This window comes from Streptomyces sp. NPDC003032 (assembly GCF_053591415.1).
The window spans coordinates 130606-143965 of sequence record NZ_JBSFTT010000025.1 but is presented as its reverse complement, the minus strand read 5'-3'; the positions used below and the strand labels follow the sequence as shown (position 1 = coordinate 143965).

At 68.5% G+C, this 13360-nt stretch carries 13 protein-coding genes; 6 read left to right on the top strand and 7 right to left on the bottom strand.

Going from position 1 to position 13360, the window contains the following annotated elements; all coding sequences use genetic code 11:
• Positions 1-69: 69 nt before the first annotated feature.
• On the bottom strand, positions 70-1743 hold the full coding sequence (locus tag ACWDZ7_RS30215; RefSeq protein WP_451801330.1) for a CocE/NonD family hydrolase: 1674 nt from the start codon (positions 1741-1743) through the stop codon (positions 70-72).
• A gap of 71 nt (positions 1744-1814) precedes the next feature.
• Positions 1815-3320 carry an MFS transporter gene (locus ACWDZ7_RS30210; RefSeq protein ID WP_451801328.1) on the bottom strand — a complete coding sequence of 502 codons (1506 nt, stop codon included), beginning with the start codon at positions 3318-3320 and terminating at the stop codon, positions 1815-1817.
• A gap of 212 nt (positions 3321-3532) precedes the next feature.
• Between ACWDZ7_RS30210 and ACWDZ7_RS30205 the strand changes: the two genes are divergently transcribed.
• On the top strand, positions 3533-4081 hold the full coding sequence (locus ACWDZ7_RS30205) for a MarR family winged helix-turn-helix transcriptional regulator (RefSeq protein ID WP_451801327.1): 549 nt from the start codon (positions 3533-3535) through the stop codon (positions 4079-4081).
• A gap of 141 nt (positions 4082-4222) precedes the next feature.
• Complete coding sequence (locus ACWDZ7_RS30200; RefSeq protein ID WP_451801325.1) at positions 4223-4438, top strand: hypothetical protein; 216 nt, start codon at positions 4223-4225, stop codon at positions 4436-4438.
• A 139-nt stretch (positions 4439-4577) separates the two neighbouring features.
• Here ACWDZ7_RS30200 and ACWDZ7_RS30195 read toward each other — a convergent pair whose 3' ends face one another.
• Positions 4578-4745, bottom strand: a complete 168-nt coding sequence (locus ACWDZ7_RS30195) for a hypothetical protein (protein ID WP_451801323.1) — start codon at positions 4743-4745, stop codon at positions 4578-4580.
• Positions 4746-5106: 361 nt separating this feature from the next.
• On the bottom strand, positions 5107-5229 hold the full coding sequence (locus ACWDZ7_RS30190) for a hypothetical protein (protein ID WP_451801322.1): 123 nt from the start codon (positions 5227-5229) through the stop codon (positions 5107-5109).
• Positions 5230-5535: 306 nt separating this feature from the next.
• On the opposite strand from ACWDZ7_RS30190, the gene ACWDZ7_RS30185 reads away from it, so the two are divergent.
• Positions 5536-5946 (top strand): hypothetical protein, encoded by a 411-nt coding sequence (locus ACWDZ7_RS30185; protein ID WP_451801320.1) that lies wholly within the window; start codon positions 5536-5538, stop codon positions 5944-5946.
• Between the two features lie 100 nt (positions 5947-6046).
• On the opposite strand, the gene ACWDZ7_RS30180 is transcribed toward ACWDZ7_RS30185, so the two are convergent.
• Entirely contained in the window at positions 6047-7276 is a 1230-nt protein-coding gene (locus ACWDZ7_RS30180) for an IS701 family transposase (protein ID WP_451801318.1), read from the bottom strand.
• A 265-nt stretch (positions 7277-7541) separates the two neighbouring features.
• On the opposite strand from ACWDZ7_RS30180, the gene ACWDZ7_RS30175 reads away from it, so the two are divergent.
• The 3 genes from ACWDZ7_RS30175 to ACWDZ7_RS30165 all read left to right on the top strand — a co-directional run bounded on the left by ACWDZ7_RS30175 (position 7542) and on the right by ACWDZ7_RS30165 (position 9209).
• Entirely contained in the window at positions 7542-7688 is a 147-nt protein-coding gene (locus tag ACWDZ7_RS30175) for a hypothetical protein (RefSeq protein WP_451801316.1), read from the top strand.
• A gap of 382 nt (positions 7689-8070) precedes the next feature.
• Positions 8071-8915 (top strand): IS5 family transposase gene (locus tag ACWDZ7_RS30170; protein ID WP_451801314.1). Its coding sequence is split into 2 segments (ribosomal slippage): positions 8071-8413 and positions 8413-8915, totalling 846 coding nucleotides; the frame shifts between segments, so codons are not numbered across the junction.
• A 105-nt stretch (positions 8916-9020) separates the two neighbouring features.
• Complete coding sequence (locus ACWDZ7_RS30165; RefSeq protein ID WP_451801313.1) at positions 9021-9209, top strand: hypothetical protein; 189 nt, start codon at positions 9021-9023, stop codon at positions 9207-9209.
• Between the two features lie 145 nt (positions 9210-9354).
• On the opposite strand, the gene ACWDZ7_RS30160 is transcribed toward ACWDZ7_RS30165, so the two are convergent.
• Entirely contained in the window at positions 9355-10572 is a 1218-nt protein-coding gene (locus tag ACWDZ7_RS30160) for an IS110 family transposase (RefSeq protein ID WP_451801312.1), read from the bottom strand.
• 468 nt (positions 10573-11040) lie between these two features.
• Positions 11041-13320, bottom strand: a complete 2280-nt coding sequence (locus tag ACWDZ7_RS30155; protein ID WP_451801311.1) for a hypothetical protein — start codon at positions 13318-13320, stop codon at positions 11041-11043.
• Positions 13321-13360: the final 40 nt, after the last annotated feature.

The following is a 13360-nucleotide window of genomic DNA, read 5'->3' as shown; positions in this document are numbered from 1 at the left end:
GGGGTGTGGGTGTGGGTGGGTGTGCGGGGGGGGGCGGCCCGCGCGCCCGCCCCCCGCACGGCCGGAGTTTTAGACGGTGGGATTGGGGATGATCGGCAGGCGCAGGTAGCTGGCGTGGTGGGGGCCGCCGGTGTGCAGGGTGTAGGTGCCGTCGAAGCGGTGGGCGGGCCGGTCGTCGGGGTCGGTGTCGGCGCGGAAGTGGGCGCGTTCGTTGTCGCTGGAGCTGACTTCGAGCAGCAGGCGGTCGCCGGGCTCCAGGACGAGGCTGGTGGGCCAGATCTCGATGTCCAGGGGCGCGATGTCGTCGGGAGTGAGCAGGAGTTCGCGGTCGTGGGTGTGCCAGGGCCGGTACGGCAGGCTGCGGGTGGGGTCGGTGGAGCGGTGGGATGCGCGCAGCCAGCCCTGGGCGATGGGGGCGGGTTTGCCGGTGGGGTTGATGCCGTGGTGTTCGGTGCCGTCGGCGCGCAGGTGGCGCAGGGTGACGAACAGATCCATGTCGCAGCTGGTCGCCGAGGCCCACAGGCGCAGGGCGACGGGGCCGGTGATCTGGGTGGCGGGCAGCGTGTGATGCAGGGTGAACGTGACCGTGCCGCCCGGCGCCTCAAGAGGGGTGGTGGCCTCGGTGGCGGGCGCCGTGTGGGACAGGGTCTGGGTGGCGGCGTCGAGGTGGAAGTCGGTCCACTGGGTGCCGGTCAGTGGCCAGGTGGTGTCGTCGTGCCAGCGGACGTGGTCGGGGTGGCGGACCGCGACGCGTACCGGGGGCTGGTGCTGCCAGCCGGTGTCGTCGCCCTTGAGGTAGTGGCCGAAGAAGGCTTCCTGCAGGACCAGGGCTTCGGGTGAGTAGAACGGCAGGACGTGGTCGCCGGTGATGATGCGCAGCCACTTGTCGGTGGAGGAGGCACGGGTGTACGCCTCGGTGTTGCCGCGCAGGTGCAGCAGCAGGTTGCCCCAGTTGCCGACGGAGACGAACGGCACCTCGATGGCGGAGAGGTCCGGCAGCCACTGGGTGTAGGCGTCGTCGTCCAGGGGGTGGCTCTTGGCCTTGTGGTAGGTGTCCACGCGCCGCTGGGCCAGAGCGTCCTCGTCCAGCGGCTGGCCGTGGGTGCCGCGGTGCTGGGTGCGGGCGTTGCCGGCGGCCCACATGCGGACGAAGTCGGTGTTGAGGATGCCGCCGTGGCGGGCGAAGTCGCGGTAGAGGTCGCTGGCGCCTTCCCAGGGCATCATCGCCGTCAGGTGCGGGGGTCGCAGGGCGGCGACCGCCCACTGGGACATGGCGTAGTAGGAGATGCCGAGCAGGCCGACCTTGCCGGTGCACCAGGGCTGGGTGCCGGCCCATTCGATGGCGTCGTAGAAGTCGCGGGCCTGCTGCGCCGAGACGGGGTCCAAGGTGCCGGGGGAGGCGCCGGTGCCGCGCGAGTCGACGCGCAGGACCGCGTATCCGCGGGGCACCCAGTATTCGGGGTCGGGAGTCTCCCAGTTGAGGAAGACCCCGCCGCCCGCGCCGGCCAGGGCGCGATAGTTCTCCGGGTGGCGCAGGGCCAGGGGGATGTCCTTGCCGTAGGGGCCGAAGGTCATCAGCACCGGCACCGGCTCATCGCCGACGGGGCGGTAGAGGTTGCCGCGCAGTACGGTGCCGTCCCGCAGCGGGAGGGGAACGTCGCGCTGGTAGAGCATCGACACCTCCCGCCGGGCCGGGGCGGGAACGGGGCTGTCGCTGAAGAGGTTGGCGGCGGTGGAAGCCATGGGGTTCGCTTTCTGTTGCGGTGTTCGGTAAAGGCCATGCCGTGCTGGCAGCAAGCGGCGGTGGGGACAGGTCAGTCGACGAGGGTGAGGTGGCTGGGGCGGGGGTCGGCATGGTCCGGGGCGGCCGGGTTTTTCTGGGGCCGGTAGGCGATGAGGACGGCCGCGGTCGCGGCGGCCAGGACCAGGGCGGCGCAGGCCCACTCGATGGCGGTGGAGAAGCCGTGCACCAGTGCCTCGTTCTTCAAGCGCGCCGCCGCGGAGGGGCTGGCCGGGTGGTGGGTGCGGACGTAGTCGGCGGTAGCGCTGGTGGCGAGGGTGTTGAGCAGGGCGGTGCCGATTGCGCCGCCGATCTGCTGGGAGGTGTTGACCATGGCGGAGGCCGCCCCCGCCTCCTGGTGGGAGACGCCGATGGTGGCCAGGCTGATGGCGGGCATGAACGCGCAGCCCAGGCCCAGGCCCATCAGGAACATCCCCGGCAGCACCACCGCCGGATAGGAACTGGTGGGGGTGATCTGGGCGAGCACGGCCAGGCCGGCGGCGGCGGTGAGGAAGCCGGGTGCCATCAGGGCGCGGGCGGGCAGGCGGGGAGCCAGGCGGGCGCCGATGCCGACGGAGCCGGTCATCATGCCCGCGGTCATCGGCAGGAACGCGACCCCGGTCAGCAGGGGGCTGTAGCCGCGCACGTTCTGCAGATAGAAGGTCATGAAGAGCAGCAGGCCGAACATGCCTATGACGGCGATGGCCAGCGACAGGTAGGCGCCGCCCCTGTTGCGGTTGGTGATCACACGCAGCGGCAGCAGCGGGGCCTTCACCCGGCTCTCCACCACCACGAACAGGCCCAGCAGCACCACGCCGCCACCGATCAGCGCCAGCGTGACAGCCCCGGTCCAGCCGTCGCTCTCGGCGCAGGTGAGCCCGTAGACGATGCTGGCCAGACCGCCCGTGGCCAGCAGCACACCCGGAATATCCAGCCGCGGCCGGTGCGGGCCGGGTTGCGGGGCGCGCACCACGCGCACCGCGCCGACGGCGGCGATTGCGGCGAAGGCGATGTTGACGTACAGCGTCCAGCGCCAGTTCAGGTACTCGGTGAGCACCCCGCCCAGCAGCAGCCCCAGGGCGGCGCCGCCACCGGCCAGCGCGCCGTAAATGCCGAACGCCTTGGCACGTTCCTTGGGTTCGGTGAACATCGTCGCGATCAATGACAGGGCGGCGGGAGCGAGAAGGGCAGCGAAGACGCCCTGCAGGGCGCGGGCGCCGATCAGCATGGAGGTGCTCACCGCGGCGCCGCCCAGGGCGGAGGCGGCGGCGAAGCCGAGGACACCGGTGATGAACGCCTGCTTGCGGCCCCACAGGTCGGCTATCCGGCCGCCGAAGAGCAGCAAACCGCCGAAGGCGAGGGCGTAAGCGGTCACCACCCATTGCCGGCTGCTGTCGGAGAAGCCGAGGTCGTGCTGGGCGGAGGGCAGCGCGATGTTCATGATCGTGCCGTCCAGGACGACCATGAGCTGGGCCAGGCAGATGAACACCAGCGCCTTCCAGCGCCGGGGATCTGCCACCGGGGGCGTGGATACGGACATGAGGGGACCAGCTTTCGCAGGCAGAACGGAAAGAGAAGAAGTGTTCAGCGGGGGCTGCAACAGCCGACCGCCACGCGAGGCGGTGGCGGACCACCCGTCACCCCGCATAACCACGGTAGAATGATTCCATCATGGAATCAAACCGTCATGGAAGGTACTCTGGCATCCCTGTCGGCGCACATGTCCGGCCAGGCGGAGAAACGGAACAGGTGATGATGGAGCAGACGCACGACCAGGCGCTACCCGCCCCTGGCGAGGCAGCCCGGCAGGGACAGCAGCACGGCCTGCTGGAGGGATTGCGGATCTACGGCGCGGACTACGCAGACATGCGGCGACTGTTCGCCAGGTGGCTGGGCCTGCACCCCACCGACGCCGCGGCGCTGATCGAGGTCGCCAACTGCGAACTGCGCGAAGACCTGCTCACTCCCGCCCGCCTGAGCGAACGCATTCAGCTCTCCCCCAACGCCACCTCCGCCCTGCTCAACCGCATGGAGCAGACCGGCCACATCCTGCGCACCCGCGAGCACACCGACCGCCGCGTAGTCACCCTGCGCGCCGGCGAACAGGCGCGCCTGCTCGCCGAACAGTTCTTCACCCCCCTCGCCTGCCGCGCTCAGGCCGTCATCGACCGCTATCCGACGGAACTGGTCGAACAGTTCCAGCAGCTCCTCGACGACCTGCACCACACGATGCGTACCTGTCTGGCAGAGGCAGGCAAGGCAGCCCGCGCGGCCCAGTCCACCGACACTTCCAGCGCCTGACGGACTCGCCACACGGAACCGGAGGGGCGCCGACCTCCAGCGGACGCGTTCACCCATTCAGCCCTGTTTGCGGCGCTCTTTGACCAGCAGAGGGCCACCATGGCGTGAGGGGGATACCCGCGTACACGTCTGGAGCACGTCATGATCAAGAAACTGCATGAGGCGGGGTTGCGCAGCGAGCACGCCTACACCGCGGCCCTCGCCTCCATCGGGCTCTCGGTCCTGTCCTGGGCCGCTTCCGTCAAAGGTGAATCAGCCGGTGTCGACCGTGCCGACCGCTGGGGGATCTTCGTGGGTGAATGGGCCCCCACCTTTTTCGGTCTTGGCCTGGCCCTCGCCCAGTACGAAGACGACTGAGTAATGTCTCGGAGAGTGCTGAACGAGCTGCTCATAGGCTCCAGCAGTGCCCAGACGGTGATGTGGGCTTCGGCCCCGCGAAGCCCACGTCCGTAAGGAGCCGGGCAGCCGCTGCGTCAGTCCTGCAATTCCTGACTCTTCACGCCGTAGACCGGGTCACCCGGGCGATGCCACCCTGCTCGACCATGGGCAGAGGGAGGAACTGCGTGTACCGCCAGCGGCCCCACCCTGGTCGGTCCGGCATCGACTCCCAGGCGTCGCGAACGCCCCGCATCTTGCCTCTGGCCTCCCGGGTGGTCTCCCGCATCCGATACATCTTGGAGTGCCACCCGAGTTCCTTCGCTAACGGGGCACGGCTCTCGCCCGCATGCGCAGATGAACGATTCGTTCGCCGCTGAGCCGGATCCTTTGCACGGGCCGTTCTGGATGACGCCGATCATCCTGACCGAGGGTCTATCGCTCCTCGTCGGCGTGGGTGTGTTGACCTTCGGGTTCGCCGGGGCTGACGGTTGGGTGTGGGCGGGGATAGGGGACATCGCACAGGTGCTCGTCATGGCCTGGCTACTGCTCGGTATCGCGCTCGTCGCCGCGGTGACGGTCGGCCGGGTGTGGCGAGAGGGGCCGCTGCGGGTGTATCTGGACATTTTCCGGTACCTGGGCAAGTCGGCCTACCGCGCCCGTCTCCAGAACGTCTTCGACGCGAAGATCGACGCTCTGGGCACGGTGATCGCGGTGGAGTCACTGGTCAACTCACGGCGCTGGACCAGCGACGACAGAGTCGCCCTGGTCACCATGGGCTCCCCGCTGCGCCGCGCCTTCTTCCGCTTCTTCCCGCACGTGCTGTTCCCACCCTCGGCGGTGACGCTGAAGGCTTGCGTTCAGGGCCGGTTACGAGAGTTCTCTTGGCTGAACATCTACCAGCCGTGGGACTACGTGGGCGGCCGCATCAGGCTCAGCCATAGGAGGACCGGAGCACCGGCCAGTGGGGGCGGATCATCACCTCCCACAACAACTACTGGTCCCAGGAGCGCGTCGTCACTCTGCTGGGCGGCCGGCTGCACGCCGGGATCCCGCAGCCGCGCCACGCGGAGACGACCGTGGACACGGAGCCGTACTGGGCGTTGCCTGAGGACGTCGAATCCGCCGATGACGCGCGGGAACAGCCGGCGCAGCCGTTACTCCTCGGCATCGCGGCCTTCGCGCTGAGCCTTCTTGCTCTCTTCGACATCGTGGCACAGGGCGTTTCAGATCGAGACGCAGAACTCAACCGACGGCTGGCGGCGTTGAAGGAACAGAGCACCACCATCAGCGCCACGGTGAGGCACGAGACGTTCGCGCACATCATGGGCAGGCACCGGACCAGCGGGGAGCTGTTCACTTTCCGCTTCACTGGTCCCTCCGGAACCCGGCGCACCGTGGAGGTCGAGTTCGCCGACAACAACTACTTCGGCAGGGAGAAGCACCTGTTTTCCCCAGGGCGTCTGCGCGACCTAGTAGTGCTTCGTTAGGTTCTGGGTCTGCTGGTGGTGAGGGATCGGCCGCAGGTGGTGCAGGTGCCGGTCCAGCACCGCAGCATGTCCTGGAGGGTGTCCAGGACTTGGTAGAGGCTCAGGCCGGCATGGGGGCTTTTGGGTCGTAGCGCCGCAGAGTGAGGAATGCCTGGGCGGCGGTGACGAGGGTGACGTGGTGGTGCCAGCCACGCCAGGTGCGGCCCTCGAAATGGTCCAGGCCCAGACCGTGCTTGAGCTCGCGGTAATCGTGCTCGATGCGCCATCGCATCTTCGCCCACCGCACCAGATCGGCGATGGGGGTGGTAGGTGGCAGGTTCGTCATCCAGTAGCCGGTCGGCCCAGTGGCATGTTCAGGCTGTTCGACCAGCAAGGTCCGCAGCGGCAGCACGCCGTCCCAACGATTACGTCCACCGGCCTGTTCCTGGGCCATGCGGCGGGCCTCCTTTCCCGACGGCCGCACCTGGAGCACAGCGAAACGTGAGGTCATCGCGCCCTTGCTGCCCTGCCGCCAAGCGACGTCCTGGAACGGCGTGCTGTTGTCGGCAAAGGTGTGCAGGGGCCGGGGCGCCTGGCGATAGCGAAGCAGCGTGGGCGGTCCAAGCCCGCCGTAGTCGGGTTGCGACGGCTCGGCATCGACAGGCCGTGCGATCTCTTTGGGGTCCAGGGCCATGACGTAGGACCAGCCGCGTTCTTCCAGCGCGAGCCGGAAGGAGACGCTGCGGCCATAGCCGGCATCAGCGACGATGACCGGCACCGGCCCCAGCCACTCGGCCAGCCGGTCCAACAGGCCCAGCGCCAGGCGGGCCTTGGACACGTGCCCGACATCGCCGGGCACCCCGGCCCGTCGCCTGCGCTGGTGATCGTCTGCCCATTCCTCGGGGAGGAACAAGTCCCACTCCAGCGGGCAGGACGCGGCATCGGTGGCCGCGTGCACGCTCACCGCAACCTGGCAGTTGGCCCGCTTGCCCAGCGCACCGCAGTACTGTCGGGCCACCCCCACCGACGCCCGCCCGCATTTGGGAAACGAGACATCATCGACCACCCACACTTCCGGTTGGATCACCCGGCACAGTCTCTCGGCGATCCGCCGGCGCACCGGCGTCCAGTCCCACGGAGACTGGCTGACGAACTGCTGCAGGGCCTGTATATCGCCGTCCGGCAGCCGTTCGGCCATCGGCTGGATCGACTTGCGCCGACCGTCCAGCATCAGTCCCCGCAGATAACACTCGCCCTTGGCCCGCTGATCTTTGCGCGGCACCGAGGCGAACACATCACCCACGAACAACCCCAACGACGCCCGCAAACGGTCTACTTCATGCGCGTCCACACATCCAACATGCTCCTGATCAGCGCCAACGAGAAGACCTAACGAAGCACTACTAGGGACTTTCGTTTGGATCAGCGTCCGGAACAGCGGAGGGTGCTTGCGATGTGAAGTTCGGCTTCTATAGAGAGTTGAGGTCTGAGCGCATGGCTTGCCGAAGGGCCTCCAGTGCCTCGCTGAGTGCTGTTTGGGTCGCTGACCACTCCGGATCTGTGCTCACGTCAGGCTCGTCGAAGCGATCTCGTAATCGTAGAAGCGTTCGGAAGGCGTGAACGGCTACGTCATCGAGAGGTTCGGGCGCCATGATGCGCATCTGATAGAGGAGTTGAAAGGCGTTGGCGGCCCCGAGGATTTCCCCGGACTGCTCGCGGCGCTCCGCCCTGGTGAGCTCCGCGCTTCGCTGCAGATCTCGTAGCCGGTGCCTCGTGAGCCAGAGTGCTGCAAGGTATTCGCTGTATAGCTGTTGCTTTGCGGCCCGCCCGCGGGACGCATTCTCCCGATGCCATCGTGACCGTTCGCCTAGAAGGGTTGTACTGACACCGAGAAGAGCACCGAGCGCAGTGCCCGCGAGAGTCCCCCAGTCCACGGGGCACAGCGTAGAGGAGCCGTGCCTTTGGGCCCAGAGCGCGATGTCCATGACTCGAACCCTCTGAACACCGTCCCACAGCCCGGCACGTGTCCTTGCGGTCAACTGGGACGGACGACTGATAGGGCGGCACCTCCTCCGGGGTGCCTCATCGGTGATAGTTCGGTGGGTCAGGCAGTTTCGCTTAACCCATCCGATCGTTGGTCCGGATGTGCCGTTGACTGACGCGCAGTGGGCAAGGATCGAGCCGTTGCTCCCGGACCGGACATCGAAGCGGGGTGGCCGGTGGCGCGACCACCGCGAGGTGATCGACGCGATCGCCCACAAGTTTCGGACCGGAACGCAGTGGGTCTACTTGCCGGAGAGGTACGGCAACTGGCGAGGCGTCTATAACCGGTTGCGAATGTGGGCCATCGATGGCACCTGGGAACGAGTCTTTACCGCGCTGGTGGCCCAGGCCGACGCGGATGAGGATCTCAACTGGGCGGTCTCGGTGGACTCCACGATCGTGCGGGCCCACCAGCACGCGGCCGGAGCCCGCAAAAAGGGGCTCCGGCCGGCGAGCCGGACAACCATGCCATCGGCCGGTCCCGCGGCGGACCGACCACAAAGATCCACCTCGCCGCCGACGGCCGCTGTCGGCCTCTCGCGTTCGTTCTGACCACTGGACAGGCTGGCGACGCGCCGGCGTTCGCGGAGGTCATAGCCCGCCTGCGCGTTCCCCGGCGCCGTGGACGGCCCCGGACCAGGCCAGATGTGGTTCTAGCTGACAAAGCGTATTCCTCCCGGGCGATCCGCGAGCATCTGCGCAAGCGCGGCATCCGTGCGGTGATTCCTGTTCCGGCGGACCAGCGCGGTCATCGGCTGCGTCGGGGAAGCCAGGGCGGCAGGCCACCGGCCTTCGACCGGGAGGCGTACAAGCAACGCAACACCGTCGAGCGGTGCATTAACCGGCTGAAGCAGTGGCGCGGTCTCGCCACCCGCTACGAGAAGACAGCCACGATCTACCTGGCCGGACTCCACATCGCGGGCATCTTCCTGTGGTCTGCCCGATGATCCAAACGAAAGACCCTAGTCCGCCAGGACCGCGGGGAGCGGGAGGTTTGCACCCGGGCTGGAATCGGAGTGCAGGTAGACCGCCGTGATCCGAGCATCCTCCGCGTGCCCACCGTGCCGCCCGACCCGCCGGAATCAGCCTCCGGCGAGCTGGCGATGCTGCTGTGGGAGAACTTCAAGCTCACCCTCATCTATCTGGTGCTGGCTCTGGGGGCCTCGGTGGTCTTTGCCGTCAAGGTCATGGCCCCGCCCATGACCAGCATCAGCTCCCGCAACCACACGCACGCGCCCTGAAGGCCAGACCAGCCAACGCGCCGTGCGGCGTCGGCAGTTGCGCCCAACAATTCGGTGTGAGCTCTGCGCACCCGGGGGGGGGGTGCCTCTATGTCCTTCGTCAAGGCGCCCCTGTCGGGTTTGGGGTGATGCGGTCTTGCTGGGGTTATGCGGCGAGTTCGACGTCCGCGGGCGTGCGGGATTCGTAGAAGGTGCCGTCTCGGAGCATGGCGAACAGGACGCTGATGCGTTGGCGGGCGAGGCGGAGGAGGGCCTGGGTGTGGGTTTTGCCGCGGGCGCGTTGCTTGTCGTAGTAGGTGCGGGAGGCGGGATCGGCGTTCATGCAGGCGAAGGCGGAGAGGAGCATGGCGCGTTTGAGCTGGCGGTTGCCGCCTCGGGGCGCGTGTTCACCGTGGATCGAGGTCCCCGACGACTTCGTGGTCGGGGCGAGGCCGGCGTAGGAGGCCAGGTGGGCGGCGCTCGGGAAGCTGGTGCCGTCGCCGACGGTGACCAGCAGGACGGCGGCGGTCCTGACGCCGACGCCGGGCATCGACGTCAGGACCGGGGAAAGAGGGTGGGCCTCCAGCAGGGCGTTGATCTGGGCTTCCAGGGCCCGGCGCTGTTCGTGGACGGCGGCCAGAGAGCGGGCCAGGGAGGGCACGACGATGTCGAGGGTGCCGGTCCCCGGGACCACGACGGTCTGCTCGTCCAACGCCTCGAAGACATCGTCGACCAGCCGCTGGGCCATGCGCGGGGCCTTGGGCCGGATGAGCTCGACGAGCCTGCGGCGGCCGGCTTTGCGTAGTGCGGCCGGGGAGCCGTAGCGCTCCAGCAGCCAGGTGACGGCCTGGTGGTCGAGGCGGGGGCCCAGGACGCGCTCCAGCGACGGGTGGAACTGGGTGAGCAGGCCGCGTATACGGTTGGAGGTGCGGGTGGCCTCGGCCGCGAGGTCCTGGTCGAAGCCGACGAGAACCGTGAGTTCGGCGGTGATCTCGTCGGTGAGCTCCAGGGAGCGCAGGGTGTGCGGCATGGTCCGGGCAGCATCCGCGATGACCGCAGCGTCCTTCGCATCGGTCTTGGCCTCGCCCGGATACAGGTCGGCGATCCGCCGCATCGCCAGGCCGGGCAGATAGGCGACCTTGCAGCCCGCATCGCGGGCGACGGTGAGCGGGAGGACTCCGATGGAGGCGGGCTGGTCCACGATCACCAGGACGGTGCCGAACTTCGCGGTCAGTTTATCGAAGACGGCACGCAGCTTCGGCTCGCTGTTGGGCAGCTGCTTGGCGAGGACCTTCTTCCCGGCCGGGGTGAGTCCATGGCCGTGGTGAGCGGTCTTGCCGACGTCCAGGCCGAGGAACACGCCCACGTTTTCGGTGTCGAACATCGCGCCCTTTCCGGGGTGTTGAACGTGCCGGCCTTGGCGGTGGTGTCGTACGCGCGCATCCACGTTATGCAGACCTGCCGCCCGCGAGCTGTCCGGCATTGCGCCGGACCGGGTGGTGGCCGGACCTCTCATCAGCGTCTCCGACGGCACCTGCCGGGCCCGGTGACACCACCCCCCAGGTCATGCCTTCGACAGGGGGACACAGTCATGCCGGGCCCGGAGGCCAGCGGCCCTCTTGCAGGACCGCGAAGAAGATAACGGGGGCACGACCGGCTGCCTACGGATCACCGCGCCCTTGGCATGTGAGCACGCTCATCGGGTGCGGCGCCTCCGATGGCCTCTGTAGCTGGCGTTGCTGTGCGTCGGGGGCGAACTGATCGTGGAGTCTCCAGCACCTCGCCTTCACGAACTGCTGACCGCCCGCACGAATACCCCGGCAGCTGGTTGCCTGCCCCAGTCTCATCGGCCTCACCGTGGCAGCTTCGCCGTCCGCTCTGGGTGTGCGGCGCTGACATAGCGCATGGCGGTCTGCTCGGTGATTCCGAAAAGACGCATCAGCTTGAGGGGGTCGGCGGTTTCCAGGGCCTCGTTGAGGATCCGGTCCTGGCGCAGGCCGGACAGCGTCACCCCCTTCGAAAGGACCCCGCGGAGCATGCCCGGATACACCGCCGGGTGGTCGGGATCGACCGCCGTCTTCTGGCTGACCAGCAGGTGAGGGTTGGTAGAGGTGGGCCACCGCCGGTGGCGGTAGGTCAGCCAGTCGGCGGCGAGTTGGTGGGTGAACTCCTCAAGGTAGAGGGTGTGCCGCAGGAGACCACGGCGCACTTCGAGGGTGCCGCGGGACAGATCGAGATCCTCCGTGCGTAGAGCCTGCATGTCGGCTCCGGGTAGTGCGTGGACGGCGACCAGCGCGATGACGAACTTCCCGAACGGGGTCGTCGCCTGAGCGAGCAGGCTGGCCAGGAGGTCGGAGGGAACAGACTTCGGGATGCCCTTGAGGTCGCCGACCGGCAGATCACGGGCGGGATTGATGAAGATCACCCGCTCTCGCTTCAAGGCCCGAAACAGGCTTCGCAGAGCGACGGCAAGCCCCCGGCGGGCAGCACCGGACAGGTTCTTTACGGCTGCCTCAGTATCCGCCGACGTGATCTCCCGCAACGTGACCATGCCGGATGCAGTCCACCCGGCGAGGACCGGGTGGAGGGACACGAGGTACCGGCGGATCCCGTCGTAACTGCGTGGCTCATCATCTCGGGGTCCCTGGCTGCGCAGCACCGTCACCCAGGTGGCGACCTCGCTCGCGACGCGTTCTGGCAGGGCGGCCAGGGTGGTTTCGATCCACACCTGATGCGCGTCCCGGTGCAAGGCGGGATCCTCCACCAGCAGACCTCGATCGCGCAGAAACTGGCAGACCGGCTTGGCCGCGAGGTTCACGTCGATTCGAGCGAGGTCGTACACGTCACGCTCGAGGACCGTCGTGTCGACGCCGAGCCAGTACAGCAGGATCGTGAGCGTGCGGGTGTTCTTCGTGTACTCCGGCCGCTGCCCCGGCCGTTCCCGGGTGAACTCCTCGACCAGGCGGCGGGCGGTCGCGCTCAGCGGCGGCTCGCCGGCAGGCGCGCACCGCAGCCGCTGCAGCACCGGGGCCCAGTCGCGCCGCAGGGTGAACAGCGACTGTTGCCCGCGGCTCGTGTGCAGAGCAGGACGTCGCTCGTCGTAGTCCGGTACCTCGCGGTCACCGACTGGCAATGCCTCGAACGGCCCGCCCTTGCCGGTCGGGAGCGAGATCACCAGCTGTGTGAACCGCCGGGAAGTGGGGCGGGCTTCGTCGAGGAGCCGGTAGGGGTGGCAGCTGCGGCAGCGGTCGTCGCGCAGCGCCAGCCCTTCGCGGCCACAGCGGCAGCACCGCCCCCGCCCCGTCCGCTCCCGCCAGTGCCGGCACGGATCACAGACGAACCCCGCCCGCCGACCTGCGGGAATCCAGGCGTCGCAGTCCGTGCACTGGCGTGGCGCCGGGGGCGGCAGCGGCGCCGGAGCGGTGATGTACGGGGTGCGGGTCGGCTGGTCCGTCCTAGAAAACCGCAGGGGCTCGGGCGCCTCGTCCAGAAACCTGATTCGCAGCAGGACCAGGCGGACCGCGTCCCCGTTGGTCGGCAGGTCCCGCAGCATCGCCTCTGGGAGGCGCTCAGCGCCTTCTGCCTCACGCACGGCCAGAGCGAGGCGAACCATCTCGTCGACCTTGCTGCGCCAGGCCGTGGTCAACCGGTGCTCGGCCTGCATAGCCTTGGTCACCGGCCGGGCCTCCTCCCATCCGGCGACCGTCCGGCCAACGAGTGCTTTCACGGTGGCGTCGCCCAGCACCCGGGGCATAGTGAAGAGCGGGATCTGGCCCTGGACCTGTGGTTCCAGCACCAGCGGGGCGGCAGGGACGGCGCGCTGCTTGCGGAGCTTGATCCACCACTCCGCACCCACGCTCAAGCCGTTCTTGGCGGGGCGGCGCAGCGGCCGGGACGAGACCGAACGGTCTCCGTACGTACCGCCGACCGTCAGCTGGACCGGCCGGGGCCGCGCCTCCTCCAGGCCCAGAGCCCACTCGGCATCGTCCTCGAGGCGGATCGCCGTGAGGCACGGCTTGCACAGGCCGTCCGTATTGAGGTGTGCCTCGTGCCGACACCGCGGACACACCCCGCGCTCGGGGTACTTCCTCGCCCAGGGCCGGCACACGTCGCACACCCGGTTCCAGTGCACCACCAGCCACCCCAAGCACACCGGGCAGCTCCGCGCCTGC

Excerpts from the sequence above, each read along its gene's own strand:
- ACWDZ7_RS30215 (WP_451801330.1), bottom strand. The coding sequence starts at position 1,743 with ATGGCTTCCACCGCCGCCAACCTCTTCAGCGACAGCCCCGTTCCCGCC.
- ACWDZ7_RS30210 (WP_451801328.1), bottom strand. The coding sequence starts at position 3,320 with ATGTCCGTATCCACGCCCCCGGTGGCAGATCCCCGGCGCTGGAAGGCG.
- ACWDZ7_RS30205 (WP_451801327.1), top strand. The coding sequence starts at position 3,533 with ATGATGGAGCAGACGCACGACCAGGCGCTACCCGCCCCTGGCGAGGCA.
- ACWDZ7_RS30200 (WP_451801325.1), top strand. The coding sequence starts at position 4,223 with ATGATCAAGAAACTGCATGAGGCGGGGTTGCGCAGCGAGCACGCCTAC.
- ACWDZ7_RS30195 (WP_451801323.1), bottom strand. The coding sequence starts at position 4,745 with ATGCGGGAGACCACCCGGGAGGCCAGAGGCAAGATGCGGGGCGTTCGC.
- ACWDZ7_RS30160 (WP_451801312.1), bottom strand. The coding sequence starts at position 10,572 with ATGTTCGACACCGAAAACGTGGGCGTGTTCCTCGGCCTGGACGTCGGC.